27 protein-coding genes and 2 pseudogenes are annotated in these 26,207 nt (G+C 38.5%); 8 read left to right on the top strand and 21 right to left on the bottom strand.

Annotated elements, in window-relative coordinates; all coding sequences use genetic code 11:
• Positions 1 to 101 precede the first annotated feature (101 nt).
• The gene (gene ylbJ / locus WYK_RS16055) at positions 102 to 1,310 is read left to right on the top strand and encodes a sporulation integral membrane protein YlbJ (protein WP_040375490.1); all 1,209 of its coding nucleotides are present in this window, start codon (positions 102 to 104) and stop codon (positions 1,308 to 1,310) included.
• A 72-nt stretch (positions 1,311 to 1,382) separates the two neighbouring features.
• Here the strand turns inward: ylbJ and coaD are convergent, their stop codons facing one another.
• Together coaD and rsmD are read right to left on the bottom strand one after the other, a co-directional pair.
• Positions 1,383 to 1,874, bottom strand: coding sequence for a pantetheine-phosphate adenylyltransferase (gene coaD / locus WYK_RS16050; RefSeq protein WP_040375489.1), 492 nt, complete (start codon positions 1,872 to 1,874; stop codon positions 1,383 to 1,385).
• A 21-nt stretch (positions 1,875 to 1,895) separates the two neighbouring features.
• Positions 1,896 to 2,453, bottom strand: a complete 558-nt coding sequence (gene rsmD, locus WYK_RS16045) for a 16S rRNA (guanine(966)-N(2))-methyltransferase RsmD (RefSeq protein ID WP_040375488.1) — start codon at positions 2,451 to 2,453, stop codon at positions 1,896 to 1,898.
• Between the two features lie 443 nt (positions 2,454 to 2,896).
• Between rsmD and WYK_RS16040 the strand changes: the two genes are divergently transcribed.
• The gene (locus WYK_RS16040) at positions 2,897 to 3,298 is read left to right on the top strand and encodes a DUF7147 family protein (protein WP_040375487.1); all 402 of its coding nucleotides are present in this window, start codon (positions 2,897 to 2,899) and stop codon (positions 3,296 to 3,298) included.
• A gap of 33 nt (positions 3,299 to 3,331) precedes the next feature.
• Here WYK_RS16040 and WYK_RS16035 read toward each other — a convergent pair whose 3' ends face one another.
• From WYK_RS16035 to WYK_RS16010, 6 genes are all read right to left on the bottom strand, one after another.
• On the bottom strand, positions 3,332 to 3,607 hold the full coding sequence (locus WYK_RS16035; RefSeq protein ID WP_040375486.1) for a YlbG family protein: 276 nt from the start codon (positions 3,605 to 3,607) through the stop codon (positions 3,332 to 3,334).
• Positions 3,608 to 3,870: 263 nt separating this feature from the next.
• On the bottom strand, positions 3,871 to 4,323 hold the full coding sequence (locus WYK_RS16030) for a YlbF/YmcA family competence regulator (protein WP_040375485.1): 453 nt from the start codon (positions 4,321 to 4,323) through the stop codon (positions 3,871 to 3,873).
• 46 nt (positions 4,324 to 4,369) lie between these two features.
• Positions 4,370 to 4,780: a hypothetical protein gene (locus WYK_RS16025; RefSeq protein WP_051387584.1), complete on the bottom strand. Its 411-nt coding sequence runs from the start codon at positions 4,778 to 4,780 to the stop codon at positions 4,370 to 4,372.
• Positions 4,781 to 4,848: 68 nt separating this feature from the next.
• A complete protein-coding gene (locus WYK_RS16020) occupies positions 4,849 to 5,091 on the bottom strand; it encodes a YlbE-like family protein (RefSeq protein WP_040375484.1) in 243 nt (80 codons plus the stop codon).
• 14 nt (positions 5,092 to 5,105) lie between these two features.
• Complete coding sequence (locus WYK_RS16015) at positions 5,106 to 5,510, bottom strand: YlbD family protein (RefSeq protein ID WP_040375483.1); 405 nt, start codon at positions 5,508 to 5,510, stop codon at positions 5,106 to 5,108.
• 179 nt (positions 5,511 to 5,689) lie between these two features.
• On the bottom strand, positions 5,690 to 6,721 hold the full coding sequence (locus WYK_RS16010; RefSeq protein ID WP_161629146.1) for a CAP domain-containing protein: 1,032 nt from the start codon (positions 6,719 to 6,721) through the stop codon (positions 5,690 to 5,692).
• A 334-nt stretch (positions 6,722 to 7,055) separates the two neighbouring features.
• Here WYK_RS16010 and WYK_RS16005 point away from each other — a divergent pair, with 334 nt between their 5' ends.
• On the top strand, positions 7,056 to 7,418 hold the full coding sequence (locus WYK_RS16005) for a YugN family protein (RefSeq protein ID WP_040375481.1): 363 nt from the start codon (positions 7,056 to 7,058) through the stop codon (positions 7,416 to 7,418).
• A gap of 53 nt (positions 7,419 to 7,471) precedes the next feature.
• Here WYK_RS16005 and WYK_RS16000 read toward each other — a convergent pair whose 3' ends face one another.
• The 7 genes from WYK_RS16000 to cyoE form a co-directional block, all read right to left on the bottom strand.
• On the bottom strand, positions 7,472 to 7,933 hold the full coding sequence (locus tag WYK_RS16000; RefSeq protein ID WP_040375480.1) for a DUF420 domain-containing protein: 462 nt from the start codon (positions 7,931 to 7,933) through the stop codon (positions 7,472 to 7,474).
• Positions 7,934 to 8,118: 185 nt separating this feature from the next.
• Complete coding sequence (gene ctaG, locus WYK_RS15995) at positions 8,119 to 9,018, bottom strand: cytochrome c oxidase assembly factor CtaG (protein WP_040375479.1); 900 nt, start codon at positions 9,016 to 9,018, stop codon at positions 8,119 to 8,121.
• Between the two features lie 211 nt (positions 9,019 to 9,229).
• Entirely contained in the window at positions 9,230 to 9,565 is a 336-nt protein-coding gene (gene ctaF, locus WYK_RS15990; protein WP_040375478.1) for a cytochrome c oxidase subunit IVB, read from the bottom strand.
• Between the two features lie 3 nt (positions 9,566 to 9,568).
• Positions 9,569 to 10,198, bottom strand: a complete 630-nt coding sequence (locus WYK_RS15985) for a cytochrome (ubi)quinol oxidase subunit III (protein ID WP_040375477.1) — start codon at positions 10,196 to 10,198, stop codon at positions 9,569 to 9,571.
• Complete coding sequence (ctaD, locus tag WYK_RS15980; protein WP_040375476.1) at positions 10,198 to 12,069, bottom strand: cytochrome c oxidase subunit I; 1,872 nt, start codon at positions 12,067 to 12,069, stop codon at positions 10,198 to 10,200. The genes WYK_RS15985 and ctaD overlap by 1 nt, the downstream gene beginning before the upstream one ends.
• A gap of 32 nt (positions 12,070 to 12,101) precedes the next feature.
• Complete coding sequence (gene coxB / locus WYK_RS15975; RefSeq protein WP_040375475.1) at positions 12,102 to 13,187, bottom strand: cytochrome c oxidase subunit II; 1,086 nt, start codon at positions 13,185 to 13,187, stop codon at positions 12,102 to 12,104.
• A 207-nt stretch (positions 13,188 to 13,394) separates the two neighbouring features.
• On the bottom strand, positions 13,395 to 14,333 hold the full coding sequence (gene cyoE, locus WYK_RS15970; protein WP_040375474.1) for a heme o synthase: 939 nt from the start codon (positions 14,331 to 14,333) through the stop codon (positions 13,395 to 13,397).
• Between the two features lie 491 nt (positions 14,334 to 14,824).
• Between cyoE and WYK_RS15965 the strand changes: the two genes are divergently transcribed.
• Complete coding sequence (locus WYK_RS15965) at positions 14,825 to 15,781, top strand: COX15/CtaA family protein (RefSeq protein WP_040375473.1); 957 nt, start codon at positions 14,825 to 14,827, stop codon at positions 15,779 to 15,781.
• Between the two features lie 155 nt (positions 15,782 to 15,936).
• On the opposite strand, the gene pyc is transcribed toward WYK_RS15965, so the two are convergent.
• Both pyc and WYK_RS15955 read right to left on the bottom strand, forming a co-directional pair.
• On the bottom strand, positions 15,937 to 19,374 hold the full coding sequence (pyc, locus tag WYK_RS15960) for a pyruvate carboxylase (protein WP_040375472.1): 3,438 nt from the start codon (positions 19,372 to 19,374) through the stop codon (positions 15,937 to 15,939).
• Positions 19,375 to 19,722: 348 nt separating this feature from the next.
• Positions 19,723 to 20,004 carry an Fpa/YlaN family protein gene (locus WYK_RS15955; protein ID WP_040375471.1) on the bottom strand — a complete coding sequence of 94 codons (282 nt, stop codon included), beginning with the start codon at positions 20,002 to 20,004 and terminating at the stop codon, positions 19,723 to 19,725.
• A gap of 223 nt (positions 20,005 to 20,227) precedes the next feature.
• Between WYK_RS15955 and WYK_RS15950 the strand changes: the two genes are divergently transcribed.
• Positions 20,228 to 20,725, top strand: a complete 498-nt coding sequence (locus WYK_RS15950) for a hypothetical protein (RefSeq protein ID WP_040375470.1) — start codon at positions 20,228 to 20,230, stop codon at positions 20,723 to 20,725.
• A 58-nt stretch (positions 20,726 to 20,783) separates the two neighbouring features.
• On the opposite strand, the pseudogene WYK_RS15945 reads toward WYK_RS15950, so the two are convergent.
• Positions 20,784 to 22,111: pseudogene (locus WYK_RS15945) on the bottom strand (PhoH family protein).
• Between the two features lie 164 nt (positions 22,112 to 22,275).
• Here WYK_RS15945 and WYK_RS15940 point away from each other — a divergent pair.
• From WYK_RS15940 to WYK_RS15930, 3 genes are all read left to right on the top strand, one after another.
• Positions 22,276 to 22,866 carry a YhcN/YlaJ family sporulation lipoprotein gene (locus tag WYK_RS15940; RefSeq protein ID WP_040375469.1) on the top strand — a complete coding sequence of 197 codons (591 nt, stop codon included), beginning with the start codon at positions 22,276 to 22,278 and terminating at the stop codon, positions 22,864 to 22,866.
• A 190-nt stretch (positions 22,867 to 23,056) separates the two neighbouring features.
• Positions 23,057 to 23,257, top strand: coding sequence for a YlaI family protein (locus tag WYK_RS15935; protein WP_040375468.1), 201 nt, complete (start codon positions 23,057 to 23,059; stop codon positions 23,255 to 23,257).
• An 18-nt stretch (positions 23,258 to 23,275) separates the two neighbouring features.
• Complete coding sequence (locus WYK_RS15930) at positions 23,276 to 23,704, top strand: hypothetical protein (protein WP_040375467.1); 429 nt, start codon at positions 23,276 to 23,278, stop codon at positions 23,702 to 23,704.
• 75 nt (positions 23,705 to 23,779) lie between these two features.
• Here WYK_RS15930 and WYK_RS15925 read toward each other — a convergent pair whose 3' ends face one another.
• The 3 genes and pseudogenes from WYK_RS15925 to typA form a co-directional block, all read right to left on the bottom strand.
• Positions 23,780 to 24,061, bottom strand: coding sequence for a hypothetical protein (locus tag WYK_RS15925; RefSeq protein ID WP_040375466.1), 282 nt, complete (start codon positions 24,059 to 24,061; stop codon positions 23,780 to 23,782).
• The gene (locus WYK_RS15920; RefSeq protein ID WP_040375465.1) at positions 24,062 to 24,367 is read right to left on the bottom strand and encodes a YlaH-like family protein; all 306 of its coding nucleotides are present in this window, start codon (positions 24,365 to 24,367) and stop codon (positions 24,062 to 24,064) included.
• A 21-nt stretch (positions 24,368 to 24,388) separates the two neighbouring features.
• A pseudogene (gene typA, locus WYK_RS15915) lies at positions 24,389 to 26,207 on the bottom strand (translational GTPase TypA); the annotation flags it as partial.

Below are 26,207 nucleotides of genomic sequence, written 5' to 3'. Positions count from 1 at the left end.
ATTGTGTAAAGCAGGGACAAGGATTTTTCGTTATAGCATTTCCTTTTATATACATTATGATAAGTGCCAAGATTCGTAACTTTCCGAGGAGGCTAAGGTAATTGCTGACAGCAAAATTCAAATCATTATTTTTGGCGGCTGCGGCAACAATTATGGCAGGCGCACTCATCATCTTTCCACAAGAATCCTTTGATGCTTCCATAAGAGGCTTAAATATGTGGTGGGAAATTGTTTTCCCCTCTCTCCTCCCGTTTTTCATCATTGCAGAAACATTAATTGGATTCGGTGTAGTCACATTGATTGGTGTCTTACTTGAGCCCTTAATGCGTCCATTATTTAAAGTACCAGGAGTCGGTGGATTTGTTTGGGCAATGGGGATGGCTTCAGGTTTCCCTTCCGGAGCCAAATTCACTGCTCGTATGCGGCAGGAAAAACAATTGACCAGGATCGAAGCTGAACGACTTGTTTCTTTTACCAATTCTTCTAATCCATTATTTATCTTTGGAGCGGTTTCGGTTGGTTTTTTTCATAATACAAACCTCGGCATCCTGCTTGCTCTTTCCCATTATCTTGGTAACATATTTGTCGGAATTATTATGCGTTTTTATGGGAGAGAAGAAGAAACCAAGCCATTAGTCAAAAAAAAGCCACTTTCCATTAAACAAGCTTTCGCTGAAATGCATCGCACCCGACTGAAAGAAAATCGGCCGCTCGGAAAACTACTTGGTGATGCTGTCGTTTCATCTATTCAGACCTTATTAATGATCGGTGGTTTCATCATACTTTTTTCTGTAGTGAATAAATTACTTTTTCATATGCATGTTACCGGGTTTCTCGCGAACGCCATACAAATTATGCTTCAAATTTTACAATTCCCCCTGAACTTAAGCATGCCTTTTATTGCCGGTATCTTTGAGATTACACTAGGATCACAGATGACCAGCGGAATTGAGGAAGCTTCTTTAATGCAGCAGGCCATCGTGGTCAGCTTCATTCTCGGATTTAGTGGATTTAGTGTCCAAGCCCAGGTTGCAAGTATTATCGCTGATACAGATATCCGGTTTTTCCCTTTTTTCATTGCTCGGATTATGCATGGCATTTTAGCTGGTTTTTTTGCCTTCGTGCTTTGGGAACCGCTTTATAACGGATTTACATTAAAGATCCCTTCAAATTCCCTTCCCGTCTATGGACACAGTGAAGGAGGGATTCTTACACTTTACGAGATCATGACCCAGCTTGGGCCGTTAATTACAATCATCTCATTATTACTGTATACCTTTATTCTAGCCAAAAGACTTTTAAAGGAATAAAGATATATATATAATAAAAAAAAGCTGTCCTCTTCAGATTGTTGAATCTGGCGAGAACAGCTTTTTACTCGTTTAAAGGAGTTGATCTTGGTACTTTTCATTTAGTGCTAGTTCAACAACTTCTGGCACCAGCTCAGAAATATCCCCTCCGTACCTGGCTACTTCTTTCACAATGCTTGAACTCAAAAAGGAATACTGATTTTTCGTCATAATAAAGAAAGTTTCTACCTTCTCGTTTAACAACCTATTCATAGATGTACCTTGCATTTCATATTCAAAATCAGAGACGGCACGAAGTCCTCTTATAATGGCTGAAGCATTAACCTTTTTGGCATAGTTCACGGTAAGTCCTTGAAACGAATCCACTTTAACATTCGGTAAATGTTCCGTTACTTTTTTTATTAACTCCAGCCTCTCTTCCACAGAGAAAAGTGAATTCTTGGCTGAATTATTTAATACAACCACATGAATTTCGTCAAATACTCGTGCCCCTCGTTGAATGATATCCAAATGCCCGAAAGTTATCGGGTCAAAGGAACCTGGACAAATCGCAATTTTCGGCATATCTAATCCCCCTTGTTCTCTTTAAGCATTTCCCCATTTATAAATAGAAATAGCAATTGCCCCGTATTCCTCATATCTTTCACGCTTAAAGGTTTCTATCCGGTCAGGTAGTTTAACGTCTCTGCTGTGTTCGCACAGGATAATCCCTTCATCATCGAGCAGACCTTCGTTATGTATCTTTTCAATTAATTCAGCTATCTTCTGCTGTTTATAAGGTGGATCAAGCAAAATCAGTCCGAACCGAAGTTCTCTTTTGATTAACGCCTTAAGCGCTCTTTCTGAATCAATTTTATACAGTTCAGAGCACTCGGTAAAACCGCATATCTCAATATTTTCCTTAACTGTTTGAAATGCTTTGAAATCACGATCAACAAAAATAGCTTTGTCCATCCCTCTGCTAAGCGCCTCAATCCCAAGTCCACCGCTGCCTGCATAAAGATCTAATACTAGCCCGCCATGGAAATAAGGTCCGATTATATTGAAAATAGTTTCTTTTACTTTATCTGTTGTCGGTCTTGTTCCTGTACCTGGTACAGCCTTCAAGGCCCGCCCTTTACACGTTCCTGAAACAACTCTCATTTTCTCACCCAATTTTAAGAAATTTCTTAGTACTCACTTATCCTACCATAATCATTTTTGCTAGCCAATAGGAAAGGCATTCTGCTAAAGAGGCCAGAAGTTTTCGGACCATCTAAAAAAACATTTAAGGATGAATAAGAAGTCGAATCTTGGTGATAATAAAAGTAACAGCATCACTTTTTCGGTGTTGTTGCCAACCGCGGAGAAGGCTTACGTTTCCCCATAAGTCTTCACCGGTTTCTCCTCTCCCTTTGCCTTCTATCCTTAAAGCAGGACTCGAAGGACCCCGCAGCTACTAGCCCGCGGGGATTTTTTTTGCCTGTTTTTACGATTAAAAGATCTGGCATTTTGGGATAAACATTGAACAAAGAAGGTTCATCTTCACTTTTATAGTTATTTTTGATAAAGTAAGGATGAGTTTGAACAATAAGGGAGAGATTTAGTTGATCCAACGGTTTATAGAATTAGGAGAAGGCACATCAGATTTATATGAATTACTCGCCATTGCTCGATCTCAAAAAGAGCGTGTTTTACGTTTATTAGCTTTACAGACAAAAATTAAAGATAAAGATGTCGTATCATTGGTTGTGGTCATGAAACCAACGAATCCTGGTAAATTCCAGCCATTATATGTGTGCCGTGAAGGAATTCTCAACCCTCATACTACCCCAAATCAACGATTCCAGCTTTTTAAAGATTTAGCAGTTGAATTAGATAAATCGATTATCGAAATGGAAGTTAAACCTTCTACAGTATTTGCTGAAAAAACACTGTATTATCAGCACTTAATTGGTATTCTTCGTATGAATCGTTATTTGCCCGCAGATGAAAATCCCTGGGGCTGAACAAAAAAACGTCGGCTCTTCAGCCGGCGTTTTTTAAATACCCATTTTATAATCATACTCTTTTGCTTTATCTGGTCTAGCATTTTCAAACTCCATTTTCAAATAAGGTTTGTAAGAAACCTCAACCTTTTTAACAAATGAGAATCCAGAAAGTTTTGTTACCAGTGTCTCAACGTCCGCCATATTCGTATAAAGAACCACATATTTAAGTTTCTTTGATACAAAATGAATGTTTCCAAACTTTCTTAACATCTTTGCTTGCTTCAATGTATGTAAATAAACGATAATCGCCTGTCTTGATCCAAACATAATTAGATTGCTCCCCTGTATAAAGGTTTTCATTAAGTGTAGCACAGCTGAAACTGCCCTTTCAACTAAAATAACGATGCCATCAAACAGTATATGTATTCAGTTAACACTATTCACACAAAATCGTAAGAACATTCTGAATAGAGATCTCGAATTAATCCCTTAAAAGACATACAGATTGTACGATTGTACCCCTCAGCCATGAACTCGGAGCTAAAGTAAAGGCTGTCGAGAAATCCCGACAGCCCATACTTAGTGATGCGTTATGCTGAACACCCGCAGCCTCCACCAGTACCACAGCTTCCAGAACTGCATCCAGAGGATGCAGATTCGAAAAATGGACTGCCAGCAGGGACTTTAATAGTCGGTGACACAGCATGACCAACTCGCATGCTGATTTCATCCAGGAGACTTTGGAGCCCAGTCTCAGCCATCTTAAACTCAGCAATTGTAGGATGTAAGTCCATATCCCGCTTTAGTTGCCGAATTTCCAAATTTACACGTTTGTAATCTGGATGATACTTACCGAAACGCTGCACTTCCTCAAACAGCTCCTTCATTGAGGCAAACTGCTTGATTTTCTTCTGCGCTAACCGATCTTCACGCATTTTATATAAAGTTTGGAGATATTGTTCCCCAATTTCAGACTGTAACACGAACTGAGCTAATTCATCAGCTCTCTGAAGAATGTCTACTCTTTCCATAGTAGCAAGCACGATTGCTCACCTCCACCATCATATTACCATTTTTAGCCCCAAGAAGCTAGAGTGACGATTGGATATGTACAGAGAATTCCTTTGTATAGGTTGTCTGCTTTTGCTCATCAATTAACTTTACTTTAATTCGGTGTTTTCCTTGAGGCAAATCCTTTACAATAAATGCTGCCGTCCTCATTTCATCCACCTTTGCACCATCTACATAAACAAGGACTGAGGCCAGTGGTTTTTCACTGTTAGGTGTAAATGAATACTCCCGAGTATAGCAATCCACGAAGACAGACGTACCCTTAGTAGAAAAGCCAACTTGAAAATCATCTCGTACCTGAGTCATTGCTGACAGAACCTCAGTAGAAGGGATTGGCATTAAGGCTCTTGATTTACTCACGTTTTCATTGACGTATAAATAGCTTGATACAAGCATTAAAGCTGACAGACTATAAAGTGGATACTTCAAAATTTTTCGCCCCCTTTTTCCATACTGTTTGCAAAAAGGAGCAAATTATTACGAATTACATAGACTTTTTAACCTGATGGTGTTCTCATCGCTTGAAACATGTGCATCATCATAGAAGCCATTTGGACTCCATCGGCAAACTTTGAAACTCGATGCGGAATTGATTTTTTGTAAAAAAAGACAGCCTCGGTTTGGAGCTTTTCAAATTCTTGAGGATTTCGCATCAACCTTCGATACCAGATGGGCTGTAACCTTAAAAACTTTTTTAGGTCTTCATCCTCTGCAATCAGCTCATAAATATCTTGACGCATAGAAATCCTCCCCTTTAATCTTTTTTAAATGCAAAAGGATTTGATGATTTCGGTTTGGATGGTGCAGGAGCTTCTGTTTTGGTTTTTTCCCCCTGAAACGATGTTATGATTCCCTGGATGGCGCCTAGGGCTTGACTCGCACTGGAAATATATTGCTGGATCTGATTAATATCCATGTTTTTGACTGTATTCATTAATGTCCCCACCAAGTCGGCTCCGCTTTCATCCGACTCCTTCTTAGTAGGTTTAGATTCTGTTGGAACATCATTCCAGCGCTCATTATCACTGCCAAGGATGTACCACTCCTCAAATAGCTCCTGCCAGGTATATTTGTTATCTTTAACTTCATTACGCAAACCGGGGTGCTCCCGGACGAACTCCTTGAATTTTTCGACTGATGGGCGTTTTTTTTTGGGCATTCTCTCTCACCTCACACCAAGACATTTGCCTACTATTAGACTATGCATAATTTAAAAAAGTGTGACCTCTATGCAAAAAAAGACAGGAGGACACAGACTGTTATCAACCTTTCTTACCAGTTGTGCTTGTAAAAAAATAAAAGATCTCTAAGCGGGACTCTCCCATTAGAAACCTTCCATTACTTGCTGATAAAGTTTTGTGTGTATAGTTTATGGTAAACCCCTACACCTAAGTCAGTAAATTCAGGATTAAGCATCGTCTCCCGATGGCCTTTACTATTTAGCCACCCCTCAACCGCCGCTATACTATCTACATAATTAACAGCAATATTCTCACCAGCATTCACATACTCAACTTGCTCAGTTGTTAATCTATGCTCTAAATCACCTTTTGTTGGAGAAGTATTCGAAAAGAAGTCATTATCAGCCATATCTTGGCTATGCAAAAATGCTGCTTGTGCTACAGGTTCATTCCACTGAACTCCGTTTACCTCAAAACGTTTTCTAATGACGTTTGTAAGATCAAATATTTGCAGCTGATTTCCTTGTTCGATAAGCTTCCATTGTTCTTCCTCTACTATCTCTTCCTCTTCTAATTCACCACGATAGGGTAATTCATAGGGCCTTAACTTTAAGAGGGTCTCTGCATTCAAGAATCGAATGCTCGAAACTGTTCCAGTAAACTTATCCAAATAGAGCTGAACATACAGTTTACCTATCTTTATTAACGGCCTCATGTTCATATCTTCCTCAGACAGTTCAAAGCTGTACGCGCCATTCTCTGTATCTACATCAATAGACATTTCTATAGAAAGACTTGAATATATTTCATCGATTGGCTGCCCAATATAAAAAGGTGCCACATTTATGTTTTCACCTATTCCATAAGCAGAGACGACCTTCTCCTTCTTTACCGCTAACTGAAAATATTTCTCCTGATCCTGATTATAAATCCACCAATCATATCCATATGAAGAAGGATCAATTCTGCCAGGCTCACCATACTCTTTTTTAACATCTTTTATGTTCTTACCAATTGTCACAGCAAGCCCCTTTTTTGGTTTTGTCATGCCGTCACTCTTGAATGTTGACTGCTTATTACCTGAACTGTCAGTAGTATTATCTATATAGGCATCTTTTTGTTCATACAGAATTACTTCTTCTTTATCCTGCCCATTACTAAAATAGATGCTTATACTGAAAAAAATCACTACTAACAGTGTCACCCTTGCCATGGTTTTCAGAGGATCACATCCTTCTCCAGCCTGATCCGTATTTTAGGTAATTATATCATTATTACTCTTCATATTATAGAAGCTATACCCTTACAAGTAACAATTTTAGGAATAATTTAAATATAGTATACATATATAATACTCCTAAGTAGGATGAATATGGAATTACTGGTACGCTACTCATTGCAAGTTCTATAGTTTAGTACTATTATTAAAATGAGGGATTCTTGAAAAAATGGAGTATGACAACTTTATCCATTATCCAGCCAAGACTTCCATTCTTTATTGTTGACATTAGGAGGGTATATAAGTGAAATTTGAAAGTTTCGATTTAGAAGATTTTAAAGCTGATTTAAACAGATTAGATGAACTTATGGATGAGAGTGGTTTAATAAGAGCAGAACAATGGGATTATGAGCGTGTAAACTATGACCGTAAGTTCGAACTAAAAGACGGTGTCTTCTATCTTCGTGTGCAGGGGTATGCTATCGAGGGCGATGTAGGCGCACATAAAGCAATCATTCAGTTAATGACTCCTATCTTAGGAAAGCATTATTATCCACATGGCGTAGAGTATGGCGAGGGTGAAGATTTCCCAGCTTCTCTTGTGAAGCAATGTGAAAAAATCCTAGCTAAAGTCAAAGAAGAAATTGTCCAATTTAACGGGTTGTAAGTTTTAATGAAAAGAAGGCACATGGAGAAATATCTCCATGTGCCTTCTTTTCATTAAAATCCAAAAATCGCTTTTATAACGGAAGTAGTTTCTCCACCATGATAGAAGACATATAATAATAAGTACACGGCAAGTCCAGTGATTCCTGTAAAGAACCAAACAATACTCGTAATAGGTCCAAGTTTCCTATGTCTTTGGAAGATTCCTTTAAAACCTGTCACTAATGAAATGATCCCAAGTACGGCTCCCGTTGTAGCAAGGGTAATGTGAAAGACAAGAAAAATTGTATAATATATTTTTACATTATCTGGTCCACCAAAGGCTGTATTGCCAATAAATATCGTTCTAGATGCATAAATAATAAAGAATATTGTCGCAAATACAGCCGCAACAATCATTGTTTTTTTATGTGTTTCAATTTTTCTTTGTTTAATTTGGTACCAGCCGATTGCAACAGTAATCGCACTTAACACAATAAAAGTGGTACTGATTGTTGGAAGTATTGGTAAAGACATAGCGTGGAACGTCCCCTCTGTTTTAGATTCTCAACCTTCATCTTATAAAAGGCTGAGAAGAATTACAATAGATTCTTATTTCTTTAACAAATTGCTCACATTTATTATTTCTTTATAACACTATTATGCGATGCAATAAAATCCGTAAAAAACCTGCCGGTAAATATACCGTGCAGGTTTTTTTATTACTCATTTGTTTGTAAATGAGCTGGAATCGGATCAATTTTATCTTCGCCGTTTTCTTTACGGAACCATGCAAAGAATATGTACCCGAGCACGACGCCAAGAACGATTTCCTGAATCACTTTCATTAATACGCCTCCAAGCTGCTGATCTTCAAGAGCAGGAAGGTTGGAGAACATTTCTGGACCACTAAGATTCAGTGAAGCTAATGCCGAAGCAGGAACACATAGTTCCATGGCCGTCGCCCATGAACTTGGATTAGTAAACGTATCGTACATTGGATAATTAGCAAAAATGATTAAGGCACAAGCGGGTGTCATTAAAATCCCACTTCCAAAAATATAGCCAACCTTGTATAGACCTGTGAGTGATTCCCTTTCTGGCAGCTGATTGACAAGCGGAAACCACATAAAAAGTGATAATACAAAGAGCAAACTCGTATAGCCGCCATGCAGCCACATGCTCGTCTTAACCATATCAAATACTAAAGGAATATGGTAAAGGGAAAAAACAATATTAAAGATAAGCAATGCATAGAGTGGTTTCGTAAAGATTGTAAACAGCTTCTCAAACCATTGCACACTAAACATTGCCCTCCAGAGCCAGTTCGGGAAACTAAGAATAAACAATGGAGTAATGATAAGATACAGGACTGCCATTTGCGTCATATGGGCACTGAACATGATGTGACCTAATAAATCGAGCGGAGATCCTTTTACTAGATAGAGCAAAATCATAGCAGTCAGGAAAAACCCTATTTGCTTCGGTTTCAGCTTTTCACTATCCGTAAAGTGATTTCTATATTTTGTCGTGATTAAAAAGAAACCTAGTGAAAGAACTACCAAAGCAATAAAATAGTACGGACTCCATAGAGCACGGAATCCAAAGATTTCTATGGACATGTAATCACCTCTGTTATTTTCAAACTACCATTAGTATAACTCAATCCCATTCAAAGAAACAGAGAAAGAAACAAGATCTCCCAGCTATTCCAGTCATGACGGGGAAACATGTTTACGAAAGAAAAACCGGTCTTTGCCAGTAACTTCACTTTACACCCATAGGGTAAAAGAGAGAAACTGTCCAAAGACCGGTATTTACGCTATTACACTCTTACAGCCAAACAATAGTAACGAACGCCAGTACGGTGATTAACCCAACTAACAAGCCCGAAAAAATAAACAAGGTGATTGCTCCATGGCCTTTATGCTTCATATGCATGAAATAATAAAGCTGAAAAATAACCTGAACTGCAGCGAGAAGCAAAAGTGTTGGTCTAATAAACCAAGGTGAAATCCCTTCAATAGCTACTGCTGCAAAAGCAATCAATGTAAAGAAGATCATCAATACAAACGTAACAACTTGATGCTTCATTTCTTCAGCACTTTGCTTACGGCGATACTTTAAATTAAAATTTGGATTAGCTGAATTTGATTGTTCATTCGCCATCAGTTATCCCACCATTCCCATTAAGTATACTACTGTAAAGATAAATACCCACACTACATCAATAAAATGCCAATATAGACTAGCAAGATAAAATTTAGGGGCATTATACAAGTTCAAACCTCGTTTAGCATTCCGAACCATTAACGATATGATCCACATAAGTCCGAACGCAACGTGGCCGCCATGGAAACCTACGAGCGTATAGAATGAAGATCCAAAGGCACTGCTCGTAAACGTGTGACCAAATTCATGCACGTAATGATTAAACTCATATACTTCAAGTCCAAGGAACGCTGCTCCAAGCAATACCGTAACAAGCAGCCAAGACTGCATTTTTTTGAAATCACGGTTTTTCATATGATACATCGCATAAACACTTGTTAATGAACTAGTCAACAACAACATGGTTGCAATAAAGGTTAAAGGAAGCTCGAAAAGATCCTTAGCTAGCGCCATGTTATCATCAGGCACTTTATCTTTTAATGCCAAGTATGTGGCAAATAGTGATGCAAACAACACTGTTTCGCCGCCAAGAAACAGCCAAAACCCTAGATATTTATTTTTACCTTCAAGGGTAGCTTTCTCAGGAGAAGCAGGCCAAGTTGCATCGGTGAATTTTTCTTCTGCGTGCATTATGACTTACCTCCCTTATCTGTATTATCCATAAGGTCTTCTTTATGAATATGGAAACCATGGTCATCCTTAACTGAACGGATAAGCATCGATCCAAAGGTAATTAATAAGCCAATAATAATAACTGGAATAGACCATGCTTTATCATCCATATGGAATAACGCACCAAAAGCAGCGACGAAAAGTCCGAATGAAATCGTTACTGGTAAAAACGATCCGTTTGGCATATGAATATCACCAAGTGGTTCAGCTGGAGTCATTTCAGTTTTGCCTTCCATCTTTTCAATCCAATAAGGATCTAACCCGCGAACAAGTGGAAGTTGTTTAAAGTTATAGAATGGCGGTGGAGAAGAAATTGCCCACTCAAGGGTACGTCCGTCGCCCCAAGGATCATTTCCAACTTTCTCATTCTTGATGGATGTAATGATGATATTATAGACCATTACAAGAACCCCAACAGCCATGAGGAAGGCTCCAACCGTACTAATCATATTAGATGTTTCCCAGCCGAGATCCTTCTGATACGTGAATACACGACGAGGCATACCTAAAAGTCCAAGGAAATGCTGGATAAAGAATGTTAAATGGAAACCGATTAAGAAAAACCAGAATGTGATTTTCCCAAGCGTTTCATTAAGCATAGTTCCAAACATTTTCGGCCAATAGAAGGTAATACCAGCTAGAAGACCTAGGACAACTCCACCAACAATTACATAATGGAAATGCGCAACGACAAAATAGCTGTCATGATACTGATAATCTGCTGGTGCAGCTGCGTTCATAATTCCGGTTACTCCACCCATTGTAAAGGAAGGAATAAACGCAACGGCATAAAGCATTGGTGTGGTGAAACGTACTTTCCCGCCCCACATAGTAAAAATCCAGTTAAAGATTTTAATTCCAGTAGGAACGGCGATTGCCATAGTGGCAACTGCGAAAATTGCATTTGCAATTGGTCCTAATCCAACGGTAAACATATGATGAGCCCAAACCATGAATCCAAGGAATCCAATAAGGACTGTGGCAAACACCATTGATGAATAACCGAATAATCTTTTTCTTGAGAAAGTAGCAAATAGTTCTGAAAACACACCGAATGCCGGCAGAATCAGAATGTATACTTCAGGATGTCCGAAAATCCAGAATAAATGCTCCCAAATAATCGTGTTACCCCCTGCTGCTGTGACAAAGAAGTTTGCACCGAACATACGGTCAAACATCATTAATGTCAAACCAACAGTCAATGGAGGAAATGCAAATAAAATAAGTGCAGAAACAACGAAAGTTGACCACGTAAACAACGGCATCCGCATATATGTCATTCCTGGTGTACGCATATTAATGATCGTCACCAAGAAATTAATCCCGCCTATTAACGTACCCAAACCAGATATCTGCAGTCCTAGTACATAGAAATCTATGCCATGCCCTTCAGATTGTAATGCGAGCGAGGCGTAGGAAGTCCATCCTGCATCAGGTGCCCCACCCATAAACCATGAAAGGTTTAAGAATGTACCACCAAAGAAAAACAACCAAAATCCTAGTGAGTTTAAGAATGGGAACGCAACATCACGTGCCCCGATTTGCAATGGCATAACTGCATTCATGAGAGCAAAAACCAAAGGCATTGCCGCCAGGAATATCATCGTCGTACCATGCATTGTTATAATTTCATTGTATAATCCGGCACTTACAAAATCATTGTTTGGAACAGCTAGCTGAATTCGAATAAACATTGCTTCCAGCCCGCCGACAACAAAGAACAATCCGCCGGTTATAAGGTAAAGAATGGCGATTTTTTTATGGTCAACAGTTGTTAAAAAATCCCATAATGTAGCGCCAAATCCTTTTTTCTTAGCGTACGTACTCACGATTTTACCCCCTTATTCTAATCCGTGTTGACTTATTTGCTTTCCACCTTGAGATTCATCAAGTACTCTGTAAGAGCACTAATTTGTTCCTCATCAAGTTCCCCATAAGTCCCTGTCATTTTATTACCTGGTTTATATTTTTCCGGATCTTCTAACCAATTTCCTAATTCTTCATCAGTATGATCCAAAACACCAGCAATTTTGTCTCGATCACCAAAGTTAGATAAGTTTGGTGCTAAACGAGCAGCTTCAGGACGACTATCGTTAGGTGTAACCGCATGACAGCCGATACAGCTTTCAGCAAAGATTTCTTCCCCCTGTTTAGCTACATCTCCTTTAGCAGGAACTGCTTCTTTAACTCCCTGCATATCTTTTACCCATGCAGTAAACTCATCTTTTGTTTTTGTTTTGACCTTAAAGTCCATTAAAGCATGTGATGGTCCGCATAACTCAGCACATTTACCATGGAATAGGTTTTCAGCTTCATTTGATTTTTCATTATCGAATTCAAGATAAAATTGGTTGGTACCATCTACGTTCGTATCCATTTTCCCACCTACAGAAGGAACCCAGAACGAATGTTTTACATCAGAAGACTTTAGATTAAAATACACCTTTTGATCAGTTGGTACAACAAGTTCCTGACTTGTTACAATTCCTAGATCAGGATATTCAAACTCCCACCAGTAAAGGTTAGCTCTAACATTGACAACCAAAGCGTCTTTTGTCTTGCCATCCTTGTCTTTCACATCCATAGCCTTTGTATCTGCTAAATCAAACGTTGACATTACTGTTGGAACAGCAAGAATGATTAATAGCAAAATTGGAATAGTCGTCCAAATTATCTCTAATTTATGACTTCCTTCCACTTGCTTAGGAATAGAATCGTCTCCCTTCTTGTGGCGGAAACGGAATAAAACAATAACGAATAAAATAACAACCACAATAATGACTAGTACCATGATTAATGTACTTAACACCATTAAGTCATATTGAGTTTTTGCAACTTCCCCTGCTGGATTCAGTGCGGACAATTGCGCGTTGCCACAGCCGGCCAAGAAGAGCGTCATAATAGCAAATAATGAGATTAGACGCCAGTTTTGCAGCCTTTTTTTCATAGCTTAAGTAACCCCTCTTTCGTAAAAATTTCCCACATTGTTTATTGCTTTGTGAAAATTCCCTCTATATATTAATTTCCTTTTAAAGAAAGAACTCCTAGTAGTACAGGAATCAAATACGCCCCTTATTAATAAAACTATGTATCCGGCCTGCTTAAAGCAGGCCATACTATGAAAAGTTTACCATAAAATCTCTATAGGATGAAGTTAAATCAAGGTTACAATTACCATTACTACAAATAAAATGGTCATATAGTTTAATGAATAGACAAACATTAATCGAGCCCATTTAATGTCATCTTTCATTTTATACCCATAAATTCCAAGTATAAGCCATCCTATACTTAATGCAGTTGCAAGAATAACATAAAAGTATCCTAGCTCCGCCATGAAAAACGGTAGTGGAATTAAAGCTGCAACCCATAAATTCATTGAAAGCTTCGTTCTTTTAAACCCCTTAACCACTGGCAGCATTGGTACGCCGGCTGCCCGGTACTCTTCGACCCGCTTCATTGCCAACGCATAAAAATGCGGCGGCTGCCATAAGAACATGAATAAAAAGAGCATCCATGGTAAAGTTCCAAGCTGTGGATCAATAGCTGCCCAGCCAATTAAAGGCGGTACAGCTCCGGAAATACTTCCAACAATCGTGTTAGATACAAATCTTCTTTTAGCAAACATTGTATATAAACCAATATAGGCTATTACTCCAAATAAACCAATAACAGCAGTGGTCAAGTTAGTCAGGGCAAGAAACCCTATGCCAACCGTAATAAGCACAATACTTAAAAGCAGCACTTTTCCAGGACTAACTTTTCCAGTTACAGTAGGTCTGTTTTTTGTTCTTTCCATAAGAGGGTCTATGTCCCGGTCATAATAATTATTGAAACTACAAGATCCAGCCATAATTAACCCTGAACCAGCCAGTGCAAAAAGCATAGTATCTAAATTATTTAGAAAATGCATTCCTGAAAAGTGAAGCGCAAGCCACAACCCCGTAAAGGTCGTAATCATATTAGAATTAACAATCCCTACTTTTATTAGAGCGAGGAAGTCTTTCCAAGCAGTTGTTTCTATAGTAGTTGATTCAATGGGCGCCTTGCTGTCCTTCAAGGCAGCTTCTGGTACAGCCCTCATGTTTGACATACATATGTCCTCCTTTATCAATGGCCGCATACAAAAAAGGCCTACAATTACTATATAGTATTATTTCATACTTTTCTATATTTGTAATTAGAGACAGAATGAAATAACCTGGAAATCAGTTATTTTTAGCAAAATATAGGATTTCACAATAATAATAATAGTCACTTTGAATTATATTAAATAAACAAATCCAGGAAAATAGCTTCCTTTGCTATTAAAACATACTTTTTGAAGAAATTGTGAACTTTTTTTGTATAATTCTTGACCAATTTGTGTACATACATAATTAACCATTCAAACCGATGCTCTCCGGTATATATTATTTAAGATAAGCAGAAGAATAAAAGTTTATTAAAAAAACATTTCCTAACTTGTAAATAAACTGCAAATTGTGTAGTATCGAATAGGTATGTTTAAGAATTTTTTTTATACTTTGGGTTAGAAGAAATAGTATTATTTAAATTAAAGATAAAATAAAGAAGGTGGAAAACGTGCATCGTGGATTAAAATGGTTGGCCGTTTTTACAACATTCGGGATGCTGCTTATCCTTCTCGGTGGTGCCTTAGTCACAAAGACCGATTCTGGTATGGGTTGTGGACGTTCATGGCCGTTGTGCGAAGGACAATTAATTCCAAAGGTCATTACAAAAGAATTAGTCATTGAACTCGCCCATCGTGTTATTTCTGGAGCAGTCGGCATTATGGTAGTAGCACTTTCCCTTTGGTCCTGGAAAAGCATAGGACATATTCGAGAAACAAAATTCCTCTCGGCTATCTCATTTTTGTTCTTATTAGCTCAAGGCTTAATTGGAGCAGCAGCAGTACTGTGGGGACAATCAGATTTTGTACTAGCCCTCCATTTTGGCATTTCACTAATATCGTTTGCCTCTGTTTTTATGTTAACTCTTTTAATATTTGAAATTGATACGAAATTTAAAGCAGAAGAGCTTATCGTGGATAAACGAATGAAGTTTCATATTGTGGGGATCATTTCTTATTGCTTCATCGTTGTATACACAGGAGCACTCGTTAGACATACGGAATCAAGTCTTGTTTGTACAGGCTGGCCGACTTGTGTAAACGGCAGCTTCGCTCTCCCCTATAATTTGAATCAATGGATTCAAATGGGACATAGGACCATTGCAGGCTTAATTTTCATATGGGTTACCTACGCTGCTTACCTTGCCATAAAGCATTATAAACATCAAAAAGTTTTATATTGGGGCTGGATTACTGCCTTTGCTTTAGTTTTCTTACAAGTACTTGCAGGAGCATTCATCATATTTTCTAGACAAAACTTATTCATTGCCCTATCACATGCTTTATTTATTGCTTGCTTCTTTGGAGTTATGAGTTACCTTCTGCTGTTGACGTCTAGAAGTAAACAAAATGCAGCTAGACTCAATCAATCAGATTCTCCAAATCAGAACACCCTATCAGCAAAATAGAATGAAAACAGCTGTCTAACCACTTGCGGTTTATGTCAGCTGTTTTTTTGTTCACTCTAGGTTTGATAACTTCCCCCTATTGTCTCTCGCTGGATTAGGGTTTATCCATCCAAGATAAAAGGAGAGTCCAGAACACTGGACTCTCCTTTTTTTCATTAAGTTAATTCAATTAATAAATCCCCTGTGCTGATTGCTTCTCCATTGTTTACGTGTATTGCTTTTATTGTTCCAGAGAAAGGAGCTTGTACAGTAGTTTCCATTTTCATTGCTTCATTAATAATTAAATGGTCTCCCTGCTTAACCTGATCTCCTTTTTCAACAACTACTTTAATAACAGTCCCCGGCATTGTTGCACCAATATGTGACTTGTTCTTTGGATCTGCTTTTTGTTTCGTTGTTACCAAAGAGGTTACACTTTCATCTTTAATGATTACTTGACGTGACTGTCCATTCAAATCGAAGTAAATAACCCTTGTCCCGTCAGCTAGAGGCTGACCAATTGAAATTAGCTTAACTATTAATGTTTTACCTACCTCTATCTCCACTTCAATTTCTTCCCCAAGTCTCATTCCATATAAGAAGGTTGGCGTATCAAGACTTGACAAATCACCAAATTGTTCAAGAGTTCTTACGTAATCAAGAAATACTTTCGGATAAAGTGCATAAGCCAAAAGATCGAAATCCGTGACTGGCCGGCTGATTTCGTTAAATAGTTCTTCTCTTAGCGTCTTGAAATCAACATCCTCAAGTAATTCTCCCGGGCGAACTGTAATAGGCTGTTTACCTTTAAGAATGACTTTTTGAAGTTCTTTTGGGAACCCGCCTTCTGGCTGGCCTAAATACCCTTCAAACAACTCTATAACTGAATCAGGAAAATCAATTGTTTTACCTTTTTCCAGGACAGAAACTTCGTCTAACTCGTTCTGTACCATAAATAAGGCCATATCACCCACAACCTTAGAAGAAGGCGTCACTTTGACAATATCACCAAACATAGCGTTCACACGACTGTACATTTCTTTCACATCGTCCCAACGATCTCCAAGTCCCACGGCTTTTGCCTGCTGTTGAAGATTGCTGTATTGACCGCCAGGCATTTCATGCTTATAAACTTCTGTATGAGGAGCGTTCATTCCGCTCTCGAAGTCTTTATAATATTTCCGAACATCTTCCCAATACGTTGAAAGTTGTTCAAGTGGTTTAATCTCAATCTTCGGCTGTCGTTTTGTGCCTTCAAGCGCATAAAATAATGTTTGAGCACTAGGCTGCGAAGTTAATCCTGCCATAGAGCCCAAAGCCGTATCCACAATATCGACTCCTGCTTCTATCGCTTTTGCATACATAAATGTACCGTTACCCGCTGTATCATGTGTATGAAGATGAATTGGAATAGAAATGGTCTCTTTTAATTCGGAAATCAATCGATACGCACTTTCCGGTTTCAATAGACCTGCCATGTCCTTGATAGCGAGGATATGTGCTCCTTGATTTTCAAGTTCTTTAGCCATGTTCTTATAATAATCAATATTATATTTTCTACGGCTCGGATCATTTATATCGCCTGTATAGCAGATGGCTGCTTCAGCGATTTTTCCTGATTGACGTACTGCATCAATCGCAACTTCCATACTTTTAACCCAATTTAGACTGTCAAAGATTCTAAAGACATCAATGCCGGCATTTGCTGATTTCTCAACAAATTCACGAATAACATTATCAGGATAATTTTTATAACCGACTGCATTTGAAGCGCGAAGCAGCATTTGCAGTAATACATTGGGTACCTTTTCACGAAGACTAAGAAGCCTGTCCCAAGGATCTTCTTTTAAGAAACGATATGCTACATCAAAGGTTGCTCCGCCCCATACTTCCATCGAGAATAAATTAGGAAGAAGTTTTGATGTAGGCTCAGCAATCTGTAATAGATCGGACGTTCTAATACGAGTTGCAAGAAGTGATTGATGTGCATCACGGAATGTTGTATCCGTAATCAGTACCTCATTTTGTGCTTTTATCCAATTTATAAGACCGTCAGCGCCTTGTTGATCTAGTATTTGTTTACTGCCGTCTTTTGTGATGATGGTCTTTGTTTCTGGAACTGCAGGATAATCGAAAACTGGTTTCTTTTGCTGTTCAACTCCTGGGAAACCATTAACCGTTACATTGCCGATATAAGATAACATCTTAGTTCCGCGGTCTTTACGAACTGGGAATGTAAATAATTCAGGTGTAGAGTCGATAAAGGATGTATCATATTCACCTGAACAGAATTTCTCATGTTTCACTACGTTTTCAAGGAAAGCAATATTCGTTTTAATTCCGCGGATTCGGAATTCCTTCAAATTTCGGACCATTTTGGTCGCAGCTTTTTCAAACGTCATTGCATGGACAGATAATTTCACTAATAAAGAATCATAATAAGGAGTAATTACTGCTCCTTGAAAAGCATTACCTGCATCTAAACGGACACCAAATCCACCGCTGGAACGGTACGCCATAATGGTTCCTGTATCAGGCATAAAATTATTTAAGGGATCTTCTGTGGTGATCCTTGATTGGATTGCATATCCATTCGTAGTAATCTGAGATTGCTCAGGGATTCCGATGACATTATCGTGCAGGTCATGTCCTCTTGCTATCAAGATCTGTGATTGAACGATATCGATGCCGGTAACCATTTCCGTAACCGTATGTTCAACTTGTACACGTGGATTAACTTCAATAAAATAAAACTCATTATCTGCAACCAAGAACTCGACTGTTCCTGCATTCACATAGTTAACATTTTTCATTAAATGCACTGCGGCATCGCAGATCTGTTTGCGTAAATCTTCAGAAACGGAAACGGAAGGTGCAACCTCTACAACTTTTTGGTGACGGCGCTGCACGGAACAATCCCGTTCATATAAATGGACGATATTTTGATGTTCATCACCTAAAATTTGAACTTCAATATGTTTAGGATTCTTAATATAACGTTCTACATAGACTTCATCATTACCAAAGGCAGCTTTTGCCTCTGACTTTGCACGATCATAGGACTCACGAACTTCTTCAGGATTATTCACAATTCGCATCCCGCGTCCTCCACCGCCAAGTGAAGCTTTTATTATAATAGGGTAACCGTATTTATTCCCGAATGCTTCGACTTCTTCAACATTGTCAATTGGGCCGTCACTTCCCGGGATTACCGGAATATTTGCAAGCACTGCCTGATGGCGCGCCTTCACTTTATCTCCAAACATATCTAGATGTTGGGATTTAGGCCCAATAAAGATAATTCCCTCTTCCTCACACCGCTGAGCAAATTCTATATTTTCAGACAGAAATCCATAACCAGGATGAATGGCGTCGACATGACTTTTCTTGGCAATTTCAATAATTCCTTCAATGTCTAGGTACGCATCAATTGGTTTTTTGTCTTTGCCTACCAAGTATGCTTCATCGGCTTTAAACCTATGATATGACCCGTGGTCTTCCTTGGAATAAATAGCCACAGTTCTAATATCTAATTCCGTACACGCACGGAATATCCGAATTGCAATTTCTCCACGGTTTGCTGCAAGTACTTTTTTGATACGATTTCCCATCATTACACCTACTTCTATAAATTTTCAATTGTATATAAAAAAAGGACATAGTTCTCCTGAACTCCGTCAGGTGAAACCAGTTACCTTTTTTTTACAGTACATCAGGTTGATATGTATCGTAAACTTGTTAACCCATCAATAAACTTGGTATTACGGAAATACAATATTTCTTAAATAAACAATAATACGAAAATTCTTATAACACAATAAAAGAATACACTATCTTCTGTTTTTTTTCAAAAAATCACACTTAACTCATAGAAACGAATACTCTTTTTTTTTACACAAAAAAAACTCAAACCATAAATGAGAATAGTTTGAGTTTTGACTTTAGTCGTCTGCCGTCACTTATCATTTCCTAAGAGATGCTTCGTGCAGCACGGATAATTCTCTTTCAAGTTTTTCTAAGAGAGCTTTCCCCTCATCACCATTCACCAAGCCTAAACGAACAGCGAAGTCGATCTCTCGTGATAAGCCGTACATTTGCGTATCCAAAACCTCTTCGTAAAGAGGACATTGAGGCATAGTGAGGTTATCCATTTGTACTTTAATTAATTTTAAAATTTTTTCAGCATCTGCTTTTAACAGTGCATAGGCTTTTTCTCGATGATTGACAAGCATTTCAGATGCCATATTAAATCCCCCCGCTCAAGAAGCGATTAAATCTTATCTATAAATTTTACCCTTAGTTTTATGAAAAAGCAAGGTTATATAAGGACAATTTAGAATCATAAAATTGAAATCCGAAGATTTGTCTTCATATTATCGCAGTTTCGCTCCCTATTACAACTTTTTTTGGCTTTTTGATTAAATATGCTTATAATTGTACTAGTAGATAGAGAAAGGGATGAACTAGGTGGAATCCATAGTATTAATAAAAGGCAAGGTAAAATATCAAATTACACTCGACCCAGGGGTATGGATCTTTGACGACCGTAAAGTAGAAATAGAGGCATACTTTCATGCCGAAAAGGTCGAAGTGGATGAGTTAGAAGAATATACAATCGCTGCTTCTAAACATTGGGAGAAAGAGATTCGAGAAGGCTCAACTATGCCTCCTACATTAAAAACAGAAAAAAGGTTTGAAAAACAAAGACTTTTAGAAGGAACGTTTGTTATTCCATTCGAACCTTTTTTAGATAATTCTGTTCCAGATGATAACGCCTCCATCATCATTGTTGAAACTGCAGATCATGAACATACCTTTACACTAGAGGAAGCTAGATCGTTTGCTATTGGGTTTTCAATTGACGGCAAACCAATTAAAGAGAATGGTCCTTGTTATCTTTATTTTGGGGATGGTTCCAATATTAATAATCCAATTAAAGACATCCGTTCCTTTACGTTAATATAAACCCAATTATGGCAGACGATTATTCGTCTGCCACTTTATTTGGCTGAAACAGGAACATTTATAAAATATTTGCGGCCAATTGAGCCAGTGCAGAACGCTCTCCTTTAATTAACTTTATATGCCCCGCGATATGCTGATCCTTGAAGCTTTCTACCACATAGGTAAGTCCATTATTATATTCATCAAGGTACGGGTGATCAATTTGCTCCGTGTCTCCCATTAATACAATTTTACTTTTTTCTCCGACTCGTGTCAGGATTGTTTTTACTTCATGTTTCGTAAGGTTTTGGGCCTCATCGATAATAATGAATTGTTCCGGAATACTTCTTCCTCTGATATACGTCAGTGCCTCCACTTCAATTGACTTCATTCCTGCCAAAATAGCATCCAATTCTCCAGGTTTCTTAGTGTTAAATAAATATTCAAGATTGTCGAATATCGGCTGGATCCACGGACGTAATTTTTCTTCTTTTTCCCCAGGTAAGTAGCCAATATCCTTCCCGACTGGAACAATAGGCCGTGCTACTAATAATTTCTTAAAGCGCCCAAGATCTTCCGTCTGCATTAAGCCTGCTGCTAACGCTAGCAGCGTTTTACCTGTTCCAGCTTTCCCTATTAAGGTGATCAACGGTAAGTCCGTTCGAAGTAATATTTCAAGTGCCATGATTTGCTGTACATTCCTTGGCCTGATGCCCCAAATATGATCTTGATCAAACAACAGTTTTTTTATGCTGCTGCACGTTTGATCGACGATTGCTACAGCGGAAGAAGATCCACCTAAACTATCTTTCATTAAAATAAATTGATTCGGGTAGTAAATTCCTTTAGGGAGTCAGCTAGTGGCAGGCCTCCTTTTTCATAAAAGGTATTTAAAATTTCGACAGGGACAAATAATTCAGAAAATCCGCTGTATATATGATCTAATTCAACCACTCGATCACTTAAGAAATCCTGAGCAAGCAAACCGATGGCGTCTGCTTTTACGCGAACAAGCGTATCCTTGCTCACTAATATAACTGACTTTCCAATTGCCTTCGCCATTTCTTCAGAGGATAAATTTTTTGCAACAGCAAGAATCCGGTTGTCGTTTGTTTTTTCAATAAATATTTCTTGAAGTTCATGGAAAGAACGGTGATTTAATTCAATTCTTAGTGAGCCCCCATTATGAAGTTTAATTCCATGATGCAGCTGCCCCTGCTCTCGAAATCCATCGATTAGTTTTGATACCTGTCTTGCATTCCTCCCTATTTCATCCATATATCTTTTCTTCGAATCCAGCTCTTCCAACACAACAGCCGGAATGACAACCTCATTATCTCCGAAAGAAAAAAGGGAATAAGGGTCTTGCAACAAGACATTAGTATCTAAAACGTAAATTTTGTCCAATACGACGCCCCCTGCCTGGTCTTTGTCAAATCTGTTTCATAATACCGCTACCTCCAGTTTATGTAGTGGACGAGACTGTTGATAAAATATATGTCTGCCTGCATAAAGATAGAAGAACATTTACAGACTATAAAGAAAAATGACAGAAGGAGGACCTTCAAAAAATGCGAATATATATATTACTTTTGTCGGCTTTTCTCTTGCTTAATGGTTGTAATAGCCAAGATGAAAGTAGTGAAAAAACAAAAGACGACAACTATAAAGTCACGACAGTGAAAAATTCCACGATCAAAGAAACGGATCGATTAACAGGCAAACAGGTCGCAAACAGGCTTACCCAAATAGCTGCATCAATTCCTCTTGTTAATGACGCAACGGCCGTTGTTATTGGAAAGTACGCCATTGTAGGTATAGATATTGATGATGATATAGAACGTTCACAGGTGGGGACCATTAAATATTCAGTGGGAGAGGCGCTTCAGAACGACCCATATGGAGCGAATGCGATCATTGTCGCAGACCCTGATTTGAATGAGCGGATACGTGAAGTTTCAAGAGATATACAAAACGGTAAGCCTGTCCGTGGAATATTAAATGAACTCTCCGATATCACCAGTCGTATCATCCCCGAAATCCCGGGAGATTTTAATCAACCAGCACCTTCCAAAACGATAGAAAATCAAAAAAAATCATTAAATAAACATAATCAAGAACAATTAAAAAGAGAACAAAAGAAACACTCTACTAGTGAGTAATAGTTTGTAAACGACTGACTCAATCGATTATTTGAGCAGTCTTTTTTATGTTGTCCCCTCCTGGATTACAATCAGACATCCAACGTATCCTAAGTAAGATGTTTTCACAATACTTTGAATGTATAAAACATGCTATAATGTATCTACTATATTGGACATCCATTAATTAAATGTTGAAAGAGGTTTGGCTATGAATGTTAAATGTGTTATTTGCGATAAAATTGAAGATATTCTTGATTATTCACCAGAAGCAAAGAAATTAAGAAATCGGCCGATTCATACATATATGTGTCAGGAATGCTCAACACGGATAGAAGAAAAAACCCAGGCACGAATTGCAACTGGAAATTTCAAGCTTTATCGATCGGTTACGAAAGATGACGATTGGTAAACTGAAGGAGAGGGAATCATGGAATGGGCTAGACCTAAGGTAAAGCAAGGAATGACAGCCGGCCTTTTATCTGGCTTATTTCTTGGTTTCTTTATGAAATACATTGAGTTTCTAAGCGGATATAAAGTTTATCGTTTATTACTTAATATTAATTTCCAGCCTGTTGAGAGAAAAATAAACCCGCCAGAGTATCTCGAATTTTTAATTCATTTAATGGTCTCTATTCTAGTGGCGATGGTATTCACTATGCTGGTAAAAAAGAAAGCAGCTTTTTCGAAGCGTCTGCTTACTGCGGTCATTGTTATTATCCCGGCAATTCTCCTCTACTTTCCTTTAACCAGCCTAGGAAGCAGTCAGGTGGACTCTATCAGTGTTATAGGCTTTACTCTCTGGACGCTTGCCCATTTGCTTTACGCATGTATCCTAGCGGCTGCAGCTAAGGTCTAGAGAAAACCCTTACACACGAATAATTCTATGTATACAAATAACACCCAGGCTTTATGCCGGGGTGTTATTTGTGCTTTATTCAAGATTCCGGTATTTCTCCGGCTCTGCTTTAATCTGGTTGAGCATTACGTCAATAACTTCAATCGGGAATCGCTGCTTTTTTACTTCATTTTCAGATAGATATTCAATGAAGTAAAAAGGCTCCTCTTTGAATAGGGACTGAATGATTACCTCTTTTTCTACCAGCAGCTTTTCGAAAAAAGCCAAAGTATCAAGAGCAGCCGTATCATCAGGTCTTGCATCACAGACTACTTTAATCGTCATCCAATTATATAACGCATCTTGAATGGATTGCATTTATACCTGTTCCCCGCTATGATTACGACGGCGTAACCGATAGATACCGAGTACTGCTGCCGCAATCAAAAGAGATTCACCCATTGGAAGGAAAACGGCCAGGAAAGATAGAACGGTACAGCCGAGACCCATGACCACATAAATGACTAGGTTTTTTAATAAAGGTAGTTTTTTGGCAAATCCGAGCTGGTATACTACGATACACAGAGCCCAAATCGTCAAATATAAATACCACATTCCTGCTTCAGGGTTTTCGTCAACCCGGTAAAGGGCTGCGAAAAACGATAGGCGCTCTCCTACATCCATTGCTATCCCTCCTGATTAAATTCACTCAGCGGTTTTTTTCTTTTTAGTTGTTCTTTCACGTTCGCTCTTATCAAGAATTTTCTTACGAAGTCTGATTGATTCTGGTGTTACTTCCAGATACTCATCATCGTTAAGATATTCTAGAGACTCTTCAAGTGACAAGACTTTTGCTTTTTTCAGCGTTGAAGTTTGGTCTTTGTTTGCAGAACGCATATTTGTCATTTGCTTAGCTTTAACAATATTTACAGTCAAGTCATTTTCGCGGTTATGTTGACCAACGATCATTCCTTCATAAATATCTGTTCCTACTGGAATAAAGATGATACCACGGTCTTCAACCTGCATTGTACCATAAGCAGTTGTCTTACCAGATTCCATAGAAACTAATACACCTTCACGTCTTCCGCCTACTTGGCCTTTTTGCATTGGCTGGTAGCTGTCAAACGTATGGTTCATAATTCCGTATCCACGAGTAATGGTCAAGAATTCTGTAGAATATCCAATAAGTCCGCGAGCTGGAACGTTAAAGATCATACGTACTTGGCCGCTTCCGTTATTAATCATATCAAGTAGTTCGCCTTTACGTGCTCCAATTGACTCCATAATTGAACCAGTATGCTCTTCAGGAACATCGATTTGAACGCGTTCAACCGGCTCACAACGTACTCCGTCAATCGTACGAACAATAACTTCAGGTTTTGAAACTTGAAGCTCAAATCCTTCACGACGCATGTTTTCAATCAGGATAGATAAATGAAGCTCTCCACGACCAGAAACAATCCAAACATCCGGAGAATCTGTGTTGTCAACGCGTAAGCTTACATCTGTTTGTAATTGTGTACGCAGACGTTCTTCAATTTTTCTAGCTGTTACGTACTTGCCTTCACGACCAGCAAACGGGCTGTTATTAACAAGGAACGTCATTTGTAGTGTTGGTTCATCAATACGAAGAACTGGAAGTGCTTCTGGATGCTCAGTTGGGCAAACAGTTTCACCTACGTTGATATCCTCCATACCTGAAACAGCGATTAGATCACCAGGGAACGCTTCTTGGATTTCAACCTTCTTCAGACCGATAAAGCCAAAGATACTTGTTACGCGGAATTGTTTAATAGAACCATCAAGCTTCATTAATGAAACTTGTTGTCCCACATGCATCGTTCCACGGAATACACGACCTACTCCAATACGGCCAACATAGTCATTGTAATCAAGCAATGCTACTTGGAATTGAAGCGGTTCATCGCGGTTATCGACAGGTGCAGGAATGTTTTCGATAATTGCTTCAAATAATGGAACCATGTCTTCACCTTGTTTAGCAGGATCTGGATCCACACTTGATGTACCTGAGATACCTGAAGCATAAATAACTGGGAAGTCCAGTTGGTCATCTTCAGCACCAAGTTCAATGAATAAATCTAAAACTTCATCCACAACTTCTTGAGGACGTGCTGAGTCTTTATCGATTTTGTTTACAACAACGATTGGCTGGATCTTTTGTTCCAACGCCTTTTTCAATACGAAACGTGTCTGAGGCATACAACCTTCATATGCATCAACTACAAGGACAACACCATCAACCATTTTCATAATACGTTCCACTTCACCGCCAAAGTCGGCGTGACCTGGTGTATCTAAAATGTTAATTCGTGTATCTTTATATTGAACAGCCGTATTCTTAGCAAGAATCGTAATACCCCGTTCTTTTTCTAGATCATTCGAATCCATTGCTCTTTCATCGACGTGTTCATTTTCACGAAATGTACCAGATTGCTTCAGCAATTGATCCACTAGAGTTGTTTTACCTATGGTCAACGTGGGCAATAATAGCTATATTTCG

Source organism: Peribacillus psychrosaccharolyticus ATCC 23296 (assembly GCF_000305495.1).
GTDB classification, from domain to species: domain Bacteria; phylum Bacillota; class Bacilli; order Bacillales; family DSM-1321; genus Peribacillus; species Peribacillus psychrosaccharolyticus.
The sequence above is the reverse complement of the archived record's forward strand: the minus strand, read 5'-3'. Positions and strand labels throughout refer to the sequence as shown.